Annotated in this window: 10 protein-coding genes; 3 read left to right on the forward strand and 7 right to left on the reverse strand. The window is 50.4% G+C overall.

Annotated elements, in window-relative coordinates:
- The first annotated feature begins 52 nt into the window (after nt 1-52).
- Nucleotides 53-787 (forward strand): hypothetical protein, encoded by a 735-nt coding sequence (locus ABD028_RS13620; protein WP_343845596.1) that lies wholly within the window; start codon nt 53-55, stop codon nt 785-787.
- Between the two features lie 394 nt (nt 788-1,181).
- On the forward strand, nt 1,182-1,613 hold the full coding sequence (locus ABD028_RS13625) for a hypothetical protein (protein WP_102797409.1): 432 nt from the start codon (nt 1,182-1,184) through the stop codon (nt 1,611-1,613).
- Nucleotides 1,614-1,655: 42 nt separating this feature from the next.
- Here the strand turns inward: ABD028_RS13625 and ABD028_RS13630 are convergent, their stop codons facing one another.
- Together ABD028_RS13630 and ABD028_RS13635 are read right to left on the reverse strand one after the other, a co-directional pair.
- Nucleotides 1,656-4,766, reverse strand: coding sequence for an efflux RND transporter permease subunit (locus ABD028_RS13630; protein ID WP_343845598.1), 3,111 nt, complete (start codon nt 4,764-4,766; stop codon nt 1,656-1,658).
- Between the two features lie 4 nt (nt 4,767-4,770).
- Nucleotides 4,771-5,820, reverse strand: coding sequence for an efflux RND transporter periplasmic adaptor subunit (locus tag ABD028_RS13635; RefSeq protein WP_343845600.1), 1,050 nt, complete (start codon nt 5,818-5,820; stop codon nt 4,771-4,773).
- A gap of 108 nt (nt 5,821-5,928) precedes the next feature.
- On the opposite strand from ABD028_RS13635, the gene ABD028_RS13640 reads away from it, so the two are divergent.
- Nucleotides 5,929-6,480 (forward strand): NUDIX hydrolase, encoded by a 552-nt coding sequence (locus tag ABD028_RS13640; RefSeq protein ID WP_343845602.1) that lies wholly within the window; start codon nt 5,929-5,931, stop codon nt 6,478-6,480.
- Between the two features lie 313 nt (nt 6,481-6,793).
- On the opposite strand, the gene ABD028_RS13645 is transcribed toward ABD028_RS13640, so the two are convergent.
- From ABD028_RS13645 to ABD028_RS13665, 5 genes are all read right to left on the reverse strand, one after another.
- Complete coding sequence (locus ABD028_RS13645) at nt 6,794-7,672, reverse strand: mechanosensitive ion channel family protein (protein ID WP_343845603.1); 879 nt, start codon at nt 7,670-7,672, stop codon at nt 6,794-6,796.
- A gap of 75 nt (nt 7,673-7,747) precedes the next feature.
- Nucleotides 7,748-9,040 (reverse strand): hypothetical protein, encoded by a 1,293-nt coding sequence (locus ABD028_RS13650; protein ID WP_343845605.1) that lies wholly within the window; start codon nt 9,038-9,040, stop codon nt 7,748-7,750.
- Nucleotides 9,037-10,932, reverse strand: coding sequence for a DNA topoisomerase IV subunit B (gene parE, locus ABD028_RS13655; protein WP_102797417.1), 1,896 nt, complete (start codon nt 10,930-10,932; stop codon nt 9,037-9,039). Before parE ends, ABD028_RS13650 begins: the two co-directional genes overlap by 4 nt.
- A gap of 72 nt (nt 10,933-11,004) precedes the next feature.
- Nucleotides 11,005-11,637 (reverse strand): YqiA/YcfP family alpha/beta fold hydrolase, encoded by a 633-nt coding sequence (locus ABD028_RS13660; RefSeq protein ID WP_343845608.1) that lies wholly within the window; start codon nt 11,635-11,637, stop codon nt 11,005-11,007.
- Between the two features lie 9 nt (nt 11,638-11,646).
- Nucleotides 11,647-12,408: a metallophosphoesterase family protein gene (locus tag ABD028_RS13665; protein WP_343845609.1), complete on the reverse strand. Its 762-nt coding sequence runs from the start codon at nt 12,406-12,408 to the stop codon at nt 11,647-11,649.
- Nucleotides 12,409-12,419 lie beyond the last annotated feature (11 nt).

Consider the following 12,419-nt stretch of genomic DNA (forward strand, 5'->3'; position numbering starts at 1 on the left):
TGGTAAGGGAAACTGCGCGTATTTGATCAGACTTTAAGATGATTTACAAAGTTTGATCCCGCCCTGGGCCATACCCACATTAAACCTCATCTACACCAGTCTTTCTGCAAATGTTGGTTTAAGTGCATCCGAAGTTGATTGGGCCGAAGTCGCCTTTGTTGACGATGAAAGCTATATTCCCCCCAGGCAGAATGGGAAAACCAGGTGGGTAGTTGTTCACCCCAGTTCCAACAGCATATCCACAAGGGCTCTGAAAGATCTATACACCTTCATTGGGCATGAGCAAACGCATTCAATACAAAATACTATTAGCTGTGATGTTCCCAGGTGGTTTAAAGAAGGCCAAGCCATGTGGAATGAACAAAAAACAACAAAAGCATGGGATGAAAGGGTGGCGCGGGAGGAGCGTCAAAGATATCAGACTGCGTTTCAGAATCTGGTCGGTGAATTGAATCTGGATAATTGGGGAGCTATGCAGGTAAAACCTGATGCAATAGAGCGACAACTGACGCCGGAACAGAAGAAGAAAAAACAGCAAGACCCAAGTTATTCTCCTCCTGGTCCCTTTTCTTTTGGACCGGATGACATAGTTAGCGATGAATCAAATACATCCGCTAGATATTTTGTTTCATTAACAATATTCGAATTTCTTGAAGAAAAGCTAGGATTAAAAAAACTTCAAGAGGCCTTCAATGATATTAGGAAATCAGAAAGTTGCTCTTCAGCTGAACTCAAAAAACTTATCAGAGATAAGTATAATACTGATATTTCCAGTTTCTTTAAGTAAGTTTCTGAATTTAACTGCATGTAAATTAAAAATAAGAAGGAACTAATTTTGTGCAAAGACCTTGTGATTATTCGCCCCCTCTTTAGTTAGCCTACATCTGTTCGACAACCAACAGATTTTTTTAGCCAGGAAGTCATTGAGTGTCGAACTTTGCGTACAAGGTGTTCACCAGAATCATAGGGCTTTCTATAGACTTCATCAGATATTCTTTGTAGATCCGGCTTCATTCCGCTCAGCTCATCTACACTATTGAGATGGTGCTAGCGGTATCAGACACCTTTTATCGGAATTACCGCTAAATTTTGACGGCCCCTGCCGATACAGAATTTGACTCAAAGCAAGTAGTTGCCGCGGCGAGAGCGAAATCCGGATGTCAATTAGGAGGTTTGTAGTCATGTCTTACAGAAGTATTGAATCGTTAATGATCAACGCATTGGACTGGGTTGATGAGTGGGACCCTATGAAGGGCAACCAGTTTCACCGGGTGTCAGCGGATGGCGGCAGCGTTAGAATGGCAGTAGGCGATATAGACCACGGCGGCATGCGTTACCGCGCTCTGAAAATCTTCGATATTGTTATCCCCAGCGGGAAAAGAGAGCAGGGGCTCTATTCCTTCTTTGTCCATCGCCTGGAAGACACTGCTTATGGCTTCGGTGCCATCTGGCATGATCAGGTAGACAACCCCATTCTGCGCGCCCGACACCTGCGCTACAAATTACAGCGCCGGGGCTGGTCCTTCTACAAAATTACCGGTATGCCTCATCCCAGACATCTGGTGGCGGGGAACAGCTTCTTACACTCACTGGAAGCGGTTGGCTATCATTGATAGCCAACCCAGATTGATTTCAACCCTGATCGGTAGGCGATGCTATTCCAACTCGCCTTTACGATAAGGGATTTGTTTATCCAGTTTCTCCAGCTCGTGTGTCTTTTGCAGCGGTGAGCCGGTGTGACGTGCCAGCCAATAATAGGCGGTGGGCACCACATACAAGGTCATAAAAGTGGCCATCATTACCCCGGCAAAAATCACCATACCAATCACCATACGGCTCTCCGAGCCTGGACCACTGGCCAGTACCAAGGGCAAGGAACTGAAGACAGTGGTAAAACCTGTCATGACGATGGGGCGCAGACGCTGTTTGGCAGCGCGTTTTAAGGCCTGCTCGAACTCAATGCCCACATCCCTGAGCTGGTTGGCAAACTCCACAATCAGGATACCGTTCTTTGCTGCCAGGCCAATCAGCATCACCATTCCTATCTGGCTATAGATATTAATCGACATATCCGCCAGATACAGACCTATATAGGCACCAAGCAGTGCCAGGGGCACGGTCAGCATAATCACCAGAGGGTGTACCCAGCTTTCAAATTGCGCCGCCAGCACCAGATAGGTGACCGCCAGTGCCATGGCAAAAATAAACAGCACCGAATTGCCCGACTCGTGGAAAAGCTGCGACTCCCCACGATAGTCCACCGCAATGGTATCGGCGACCTCTTCGTCCACCACTTTGTTCAGGAACGTCAGGGCTTCGCCCAAGGTGTATCCCTCTGCCAGGTTGGCACTGATAGTAATAGCCCGCATGCGGTTGTAACGATGTAATGTGGAAGACGTTGCCCCTTCTTCGAAGGTCAGCAGGTTGTCCAGCGGGATCAATTTACCGCTTCGGTTGGAGCGCACGTAGAGGTTTTCAATACTTTGCGGGCTGCGGTAATCCTCCTTGTTTCCTTCCATAATCACATAGTACTCCTGGCCACGGTCTAGGTAAGTGGAAACCCTGCGCTGCCCCAGCATGGTTTCCAGGGTGCGGCCAATATCACCAATGGAGACGCCGAGATCGGCGGCCCTGTCCCGGTTAATTTTCACCAACAGTTGTGGCCAGGTTTCCTTATAATCACTGTCAATCCGCACTAGTCCCGGATTTTCAGCGGCTCTGGCCATTACAATATCACGGGCCCGCACCAGGTCCTCGTAGGTATCGCCTTTAAGCACAAACTGCACCGGACGACCCAGGCCCCTGCCGCCAATACTGCTGCGCATAATGGCAAACGCACGTACATCAGGGATCTCTGAAATCTTAGCACTGACCTCGTCCATTATATCGAAGGTAGAACGTTGCCTGAGCTCCCAATCCACCGCACCAACTATGGCAATACCTGCTGTTCCTCCCCAGCCAGGGGTGCGCACCAATACCCGGTTCACCTCCCCGGCATCCAGATAAGGCAGTAAGATGCTCTCTATCTTGGCGATATTGCGACTATTGCTTTCAAAGCTGGCTCCCTCGGCGGCCTGCATCATAATAAAGAAGTTACCCCGATCTTCTTTGGGCACAAACTCACTGGGTACCTTGGCCGTCAGACCATACAGGGCAACCAGACTGACCAGCACCATCAACAAGCTCACCAAAGGCTGGTGCAGGCTCTTACCTAATGCTGTAAAGTAGCTGTTTTCCAGGCGCAGAAAACCTTTGTCCACCAAACGCCCAAACCAACTGCCTCTTTCTCTTTTTTCCAGGATCCGGGAACAAAGCATGGGTGACAGGGTCAGGGCCGTAAAACTTGAAAACGCCACGGCCGCCGCAATGGCCACGGCAAACTCGGTAAACAGGCGACCGATATTGCCCTGCAAAAACACCAGGGGCAAAAACACCGCAATCAAGACCAAGGTGGTGGCGATCACGGCAAACCCCACCTCCCTGGCGCCACGGTAAGCGGCCAGTAGCGGTGGCTCGCCCATTTCGACCCGACGATAGATATTTTCCAGTACCACGATGGCGTCATCCACCACCAAGCCGATGGCCAGTACCAACGCCAGTAATGTCAGCAGGTTAATGGAATACCCCAGCATATACAGCACCATAAAGGCCGCCACCAGGGACACAGGCACTGTCACGGCTGGAATTAGTGTGGCGCGTACATTGCCTAAAAACAGGTAGATCACTATCACGACCATTGCCATCGCAATAGCCAGGGTTTCGTAAACTTCATCGATAGAGTCTTCAATAAATACCGACGAGTCATAGCTGGGCACAATAAAGATACTGGCGGGCAGGTTAGCTTCGATTTCGACAATGGCTTTTCTGGCCGCAATAGCCACATCCAGGGTATTGGCCTTGGATTGTTTGACAATGCCCAGGCCAATCATATTCACGCCATTCCCACGGAATTCGGTTTCATCGTCTTCGGCCGCCAGTTCCACCCGCGCGACTTCCCCCAGTCGCACCAGATAGCCGTCTTCACCCGCCTTGATGGTTAACTTGGAAAAATCGTCCGGGGTCAGAAAGGTACGCGCCACCCTGACCTCAAAGTCCCGGTCATCTGATTCAATCACCCCGGCTGGTAGCTCTACGTTCTCGGCACGAATGATCTGCTCAATATCGCTGACTGTGATATTGCGGGCTGCCATGGCATTGCGATCCAACCACACCTTCATGGCGTAGGTGCGTCCTCCACCAATCTGCACCCTGGCCACCCCATCAACTATGGCCAGACGGTCAACAATATAGCGATCGGCATAATCGGTCAGTTCCATCACCGACATGGTATCGCTGCGCAGGTTGTACCAGACCACCACATCTTCGTCTGAATCTGACTTAAACACTTCCGGCGGATCGGCCTGTTCCGGTAAGTTATTTAAGGCCCGGCTAACCCTTTCCCGCACATCGTTGGCGGCCGCATCAATATCCCGATACAGTTCGAATTCAATGCTGATGGATGAGCGGCCATTACGACTGCTGGAGGTAATATTTTTGATACCTTCGATACCGCTGATTCTGTCTTCCAGTAACTGCGTAATGCGGCTTTCGACAATATTGGCTGACGCGCCGGGATAGTTAGTGTTAATTGAAACAATGGGCGGATCCACATCCGGATATTCCCGCAGCGACAACATACTGACCGCCACAATACCGAACACAATCAACAGCAGGTTAACAACAGAGGCGAAAACCGGGCGTTTTACCGACAGATCTGACAGCAGCATGACTTTACTCCTGAATCCTGACCTGTGACCCTTCGCTTAAACGCAGGGTCCCTTCAATCACCACCTTGTCACCGGCCTGGATACCGGACAGGATTTGCGCCAGACCGGGTTTTCGCCGTCCAACCTCAACTTCCTGTTGGTGGGCTTTACTATTGCTGTCCACCACATACACATATTGCTTATCCTGAATGGGTAATAGCGCCCCTTCCGGTAACACCAGCGTGTTTAGTACTTGTTTTTGCAAATTAATTTGCAAAAGCATACCTGGGCGAAGTTTCAGCTCCGGGTTACTAATCATGGCGCGCACCTGCACTGAGCGAGTCACAGGGTCGATACGCGAATCCAGACTGGATATCTCTCCCCTGAATTGTTGCCCTGGATAGGCCACGGTGCTGGCCAGCACCAGTTGCCCTTTTTCCACATCAGGCAGGTGGGCTTCGGAGATACTAAAGTCCACTTTAATCTGCTGAAGATCATCCAAAGTAGTAATCACATCGCCGGGTTTTACCAAAGCCCCTTTACTGAACCGGCGAATACCCAGCTTACCGGCAAAGGGGGCACGTATTTCCAGCTCTGCTAATTGCGCATTCGCCACTTCCAGTTGAGCAGCCAAAGCATTGACTCGGGCTTCCTGTGCATCCAGTAGTTGCGCCGATGTGGCATTCTCTTTGGCCAAGTCACGAATTCGCATCAACTGGCGCTTGGCTTCCTGCAGGTTGACTTCCAGTTCATTCACTCTGGCCCGCTCTTCGCGGTTATTTAAGGTCAGCAACAACTGACCTTTCTTGACCAAATCACCGTCATCAAAAGCAATACTGTCAACAATCTCACTTTCCAATGCGGTAATGGCCACGGCTTCGTTGGCTCTGGCGGTTCCCAGTGCTTCAATCAGCACGGCAAATTCCTGCTGCTGCGCCTGTTGCACTTTGACCGGCACAATCTGCACCATACGCTGATTCTGCGTCTGGTCTTCCTGTAAAAATAAATAAAGGGTTAATGCCGCCACCAGCAGCAGTATGATTAGTACGGGTGAAATATGGCGTTTGTTGCTCATCTGGCCTGTTGCCCCAAAGGTAATTCATTATTTTACGGGGTCGTGGACACGCCCACCCCTGTTATTGTTAACTTATGCAGTATGGCAGAGTTATGCGGGAAGTATTGATTGCCAAGTACCATCCGCCTAATATGGGCGCCTGCCCGACTCAATACCAATGCTGCCTTGCGAATCAAATTACTTGTTGCCTGTACTTTATCCCTGATGGCCTGTACCCCAGAGCGGCCAGCCGATCCTATGTGCAGGGTAAAAGAACAGACCAAGGAGGCTACCCCCGGCAACGCAGCCTGCCTAATTAAAATCGACAAATGGCTGGTAACTATAGGTCACCGACATTCCGGAAAACTGGACTTACCCGGCGGTTTACGCAGCGGGCAGGAAAGTGCCCAGTGCACTGCACACCGGGAAACCTGGGAAGAAACCGGCTTTAACGTGGAAGTGGGACGTTTTCTGGGCGCCAATGAAAACGGCTTTCGTATTTACGCCTGCCAGTTGCAGGGTAATTTCGGCCATGATTTTAAGACCTTCCCGGTCCCGGAATGGGCCACAACAGAGGTCAGCAGCATCCAACTGACCGACCCATTTGAGATACAGATTCAACAATGGCGTTTTGAAGAAGAGCTACTTCTGATCAGAAGGCTATTTAATCAGGCTGATTAGTCACTTAAATCCCGACATTCACTATAAAACTGCCGCAAACCCACAAAATCATTTAATGAACTTATCTATTTTGCCGTTGAACAAGGTTAAAGATGACAAGGCCAGCGCAGAAAGTAGAGCTAATACTTTGAATAATACACATAAAATCGACTTAACATGGTTAATTCAAACCTGCATAGTTAAATGCAAAAGTGGTTAAAAAGCACACTATTTTTAAATCTTATCGTTCCTAATCAACGGTAATTAGGAATTGTTGCGCCACTTTTATCGTCTTTACACATAATTTGTAACAAAGCTGCTATTAGTCGCACTTTTATTCTTGGAGCTGGCTTTCAGGCAAAGATGGCAGCGACGAAGCCGATGGGTTTTGGTGGTAAAACCACAAGCGCATAAAGTCCTCTGCAATCTTTTGTTCAATTTCAATGGCTTGCTCAGTCGGGCAGAAAATCTTAATCCGGACTTCAGTATCGCCAAGATGATTGGTGGTCACGCGGATATCTGGGTCTGGCCCGGGGATACTGACATCCAATCGTTTCTGAATCAGGTTGTTGTAACGCATGGCCACATCGCGAAAGTGTTCACAATGAACTTTTGCCAGGTCGAGTAATTCCCGTTTGAAGGCAAACACATTCACCGACTGATCCCTGACCAAAGTGAAAGTATGGCTGGCATAACGTTTCAGATAATTGAGGTTTTTAACCGTGCTGGTGACTAACAGATTGTTAGGTATGTTTAAGGTTTTACCTGAATACTCATAGGTCTCGATATCGACTTCGAGCAGGGTCAGGGTAAACCAGTGGGACTCTATAACCTCCCCCTGATAATTGCCCACCTGGATCCAATCACCAACCCTGAACATACGGGTACTGGTGGCATATACAAAACCCATGATGCACTGAATAAATTCACGGGTAGCCAATACAATGGCCACCATAAAAGCGGCGATGGACAGGGCCAGATTCTGCAATTCGGTGGACCAGACCGCCAGCAAAAACAACACTAACAACAGGTTAGTAATGTTTTTAATAGCATTGACCACATGGCGTTTATCTTCTGACTTACGCTTGGCACGTTTACGGATCAGCCTTAGCAGCCACTGCCGCAGCACCAGAAACAGCGCGCCAAACAGCACAGACAACACCAGCTTATGTCCGACCACAAACTCCAGGATCTTCTCAAGCCACAATTCCAAGCCTTATGCTCCTCGCTTCGCAAAAAGGGCAATAATCCGGTCTGATAAGGCAGATTGCAAGGGGTGCCCGGTCAATCAGGGCTGGTAAAGCGCCAGACTGCCTATGCGACGATGTATTTCTTGAATTTCAGCCTTATAGGCTTGGCTATCTACCTGCTGATATCGTTCGGTGAATGCCTGTTTATCTAAGCCTTCCGGCAATCCACTAACATCGGGGAAAAACAATGCTTCATTACCCAGGCCGGCAACCGCTTCCTGCAGCCTGACAGCCGTATAAGGGTGCGTGGCCAACTCAGCAAAGCGTATCCCTGTCATATCTGCCGTCAGGTCTACAAAACTGAAACCACTGTCTTTCTTACTTCTGTCCATCAATTCCTTAAACTCCCCGATAGCCATACTGACGCCTTGTTCCGATAACAGCTTGATGGCCGCAGAGTAAAGAAAGTGCAGGCTAAGGTCACGACGACCCGCCAGGGTTGTGTGGGTTCTCGCTACCGGTATCTTGCCCTGCGCATTGTTAAGGTCGCCAACAAAATGGGCGAAACGGTATGTTCCGGCAAAGATAGCCAGCGCCATCAAAGCGGCTTCATTTTCTTCATATGCATTGGCACCAGCCTGGGCACGCTGTTTGGCATGTTCAAAAACATGTCCAATCAATGGGCCAAGAGAAATGTCTGCCGGTGGCAGCGCCATGCTGTCTAACTGACTCAGGTAAAACTGTACTCGCTGTCGCTTTAACTCATCCTGTGCCGATAGGGCAGATTTGGGTAAGGCTTTGAGCTTGGCATATAAATCATTAAATGCCGCGATGCGCACTAGGACCTGTTGTTCACTCAATTGCACTTGCTCTATGCGCTGCAAAAAATCACTGGCCAGTTCATCGCCCAGTTTCCAGTCCAGCAGCCAAAGTGCCAGACACTTGACTGTGTCACCTGAGAAACTTAAGCCACCAACCCGGATATCGCCAAGCTGAATACCATTAGCCGGCAACAACTCTACACTCAGATTAATATACCGGCCAAAAGGGTTGTCTGGCAGACGATAGCTCCAGACCGTCCAGCCCAATTGCTCACTCAGTCCGACCTGACCCTGCAAACCTGGCAACGCACGCTGGGCCAATCCGGCTAAACTTTGCAACTGAGGTTTGCTGACCCTGAGCGTTTGCGGATACTGATTGTAGCGCAGCAAGCCGCGTGCTTGCTTCAGCAAGGGGTTAACGGAATCGGCCTGATCGAGCTGGCTGACAACATCCTCTTCAACCCAAGGTTTGTCTTCGAGCAGCCACCACGCCGTGCCAGCAGTAAGCAGAGCCAGCAGTAAAAATAGGCATACCAACCCGTATGCCAGGCGCGCGACCGCTTTTGTCATTGAATAACCGCCAGGTTCCCTTTGTTCTCAAGCCATTCCTTGCGATCGCCGGCGCGCTTTTTATTCAGCAACATATCCATCAGTTCCTGGGTGTGAGCGTCATCATCGACGGTAAGCTGAACCAGGCGACGGGTATTGGGATCCATGGTGGTTTCGCGCAATTGCAACGGGTTCATCTCGCCCAAGCCCTTAAAGCGCTGGACATTGACTTTACCGCGTTTGTTTTCCGCTTCGATGCGGTCCAGAATGCCCTGCTTCTCGCCTTCATCCAGGGCGTAATACACTTCTTTACCCACATCAATGCGAAACAGTGGCGGCATCGCCACATACACATGCCCGTGCTCCACCAGTGCGCGGAAATGGCGGATAAACAAGGCACATAGCAAGGTCGCAATATGCAGACCGTCTGAGTCGGCATCGGCCAGAATGCAAACTTTGCCATAGCGCAGACCAGATAGATCACTGGAGTCTGGGTCTATCCCCAGTGCCACAGAGATATCATGGATTTCCTGCGAGCCCAGCACCTGACTGGACTCCACTTCCCAGGTATTAAGAATCTTTCCACGCAGTGGCATCACCGCCTGAAACTCCCGGTCACGGGCTTGTTTGGCACTGCCACCAGCCGAATCCCCTTCCACCAGAAACAGCTCACTGCGACTGTTATCCTGACTGGAGCAATCGGTTAGCTTGCCGGGCAAAGCCGGACCTTGTGTGACCTTTTTACGTTCAACTTTTTTCACCTGACGCAAACGACGCTGGGCATTACTGATGCACATGTCTGCCAGTTGCTCAGCAATGTCGGTATGCTGGTTCAGCCACAGACTAAAGGCATCCTTAACCACACCAGAAACAAAAGCAGCAGCCTGGCGGGATGACAAACGCTCTTTGGTCTGGCCGGCAAATTGCGGATCCTGCATTTTGGTCGACAGGATATAACTGCACCTGTCCCAGATATCTTCCGGGGTCAGCTTGACGCCTCGCGGCATCAGGTTGCGGAATTCACAAAACTCGCGCATAGATTCCAGCAGGCCCTGACGCAAACCATTCACATGGGTGCCGCCCTGGGCGGTGGGGATCAGGTTCACATAGCTTTCGGTTAACAGCTCCCCGCCTTCGGGCAGCCAGATCACCGCCCAGTCAGCGGCCTCGTGATTGCCGGAAAAACTGCCCACAAAGGGATTGTCGCTGGGAATACTGATGCTCTCGCCCACCGATTGGAACAAATAATCACGCAGGCCATCCTCATAGTGCCATTCATGACTTTGATTGCTGGTTTTGTCTTCAAAGCGAATCCGCAGACCCGGACAGAGTACCGCTTTAGCGCGCAGAACATGTAACAGTTTGGATACCGAAAACTTTGGTGAATCAAAATATTGGCTGTCAGGCCAAAAACGCACCCGGGTGCCGGTATTGCGTTTGCCACAGGTATCCACCACCTGCAGCTCTTCCACCTTGTCACCATTGGCAAAGGCCATTTGATAGACCTGACCGTCACGGCGAATGGTTACTTCAACCCGGTTAGACAGCGCATTCACCACTGAGATACCGACGCCGTGCAAACCGCCGGAAAACTGGTAGTTTTTATTGGAAAACTTACCGCCGGCATGCAGCTTGGTCATAATCAGTTCTACGCCGCTGATGCCATGCTCAGGGTGAATATCCACCGGCATGCCACGACCATCGTCAATCACTTCAAGTGACTGATCTTCAAACAAGGTGACCTTAATACTGCTGGCATGCCCCGCCAGGGCTTCGTCCACGCTGTTATCAATAACTTCCTGGCTCAGGTGATTGGGCCGGGTTGTGTCGGTATACATGCCCGGACGGCGTTTTACCGGGTCCAGTCCACTTAAGACCTCTATGGCTTCTGCGTTATAGCTTTGATTTGACATGCAATTTCTACAGGTTGGAGGTTGATTCAGGCCGTTCCGGGGCATAGGAAAGCGGCGACTGGTTTGATGTTATCAACTCAATGTCAGCGGAGCAATTCCAGCATCAGGCACAGTACATACCGTCTTGTCATTAAACAGAAAATCCACAATCTGCGGCAAATAGCGCTCAAAGCCATCAAAAGCGTGGCTGCCGTTGGCTTCGATGCTCAAGTGCCCGTGCTGATACAACTGTTCTGCCCAGCGATAATCCAGGGTTTCATCCCCCTGTTGCAGCAATACCCAGAAGGCGTCAGGCTGCTTAATGCCTTGTACGGCCAGTGCCTGCAACTGCTTCACATGCTGGCCATCCAGGGTAAATTGCTCTTGCGTGTAGGGATTTTGGTGCTGTCCTAATAAACCGCTTAGCAGTATATGTGGGTTAACGGCAGGGTTGATCAGTACCGCGCGACCACCAAATTCATTGACCAGATGGGTAGCCAGAAATCCGCCCATTGAGCTGCCGATAAAGGCCAGCTCCGCATCTTTATACTGGCTGGCCAGCGCTCTGGCCTGAGCCAGTGCCTGTTCAGGGAAATTGGCCAGCTGCGGGCATTCCATACGAATATGCCTGGCATGCGTGGCCATATAATCTGCGACCAGTGACGCCTTATGGGATTGTGGCGAACTTAAAAATCCGTGCAGGTAGATCAGCACCTTTTCCGTCATAGTATTTTCCTAAATATCGCTGTCTAATGACAACCTGGCTACCCGGCTGTGTATGTCGCCATTGTCGCCCAGATCAATAATACGCAGTCCCGGCCGTTCATCGGCCAGGGCAAATTCCGGCTGCATAGCCCATTGCCAGCAACTGGAGGGGCAGGCGGCAATAGTGGTGCTGGCATATTGCCAGGTTTTATCGGTGTGAATATGGCCATGCAACACCAGGCGAATCGATGGATTGCGCTCCAGCAACTTAAGAAATGCTTCGCTGTTGACCCAGGCGTGCTTATCCATCCAACTATCAGACGCTAAGGGATGATGATGCACCGCCACCAGATGATAAGGTTTTGTCGATGCATTGATACGCTGTTGCAGGTCAGCAAGCTGCGCCGCACTGACCTGGCCTAAGGTGCCACGGTATTGGCTGTCCAAACCATGCAATTGCCAGTATCCCATATCCACAGGGCTAGCCAGACAACCCATATTGTCGGTAAACATTGACTGCATCAGTGCACTGTCATCATGATTGCCGGGAATCAGATGCCAGGGTATCCCCTGGCAATACTGGTTGATTAAGGTCTGCAAGTGCTGGTAGCTGTGCCGCGACAAGTCATTACTGATATCGCCGCTAAACAGCAAGGCATCCGCTGTGAACTGAGTCGCCAACTTAAGAACTTCAGCCAGACTGTACCAGGGCCGGATACCGCCGTAACCGGCTCTATCTGGTTCAGCAAACAGATGACAATCGCTGATTTGCACCAGCCGAAAGGATTTCATATTGCCTGTAA

Source organism: Bowmanella denitrificans, from assembly GCF_039522935.1.
In the GTDB taxonomy this organism is placed as follows: domain Bacteria; phylum Pseudomonadota; class Gammaproteobacteria; order Enterobacterales; family Alteromonadaceae; genus Bowmanella; species Bowmanella denitrificans.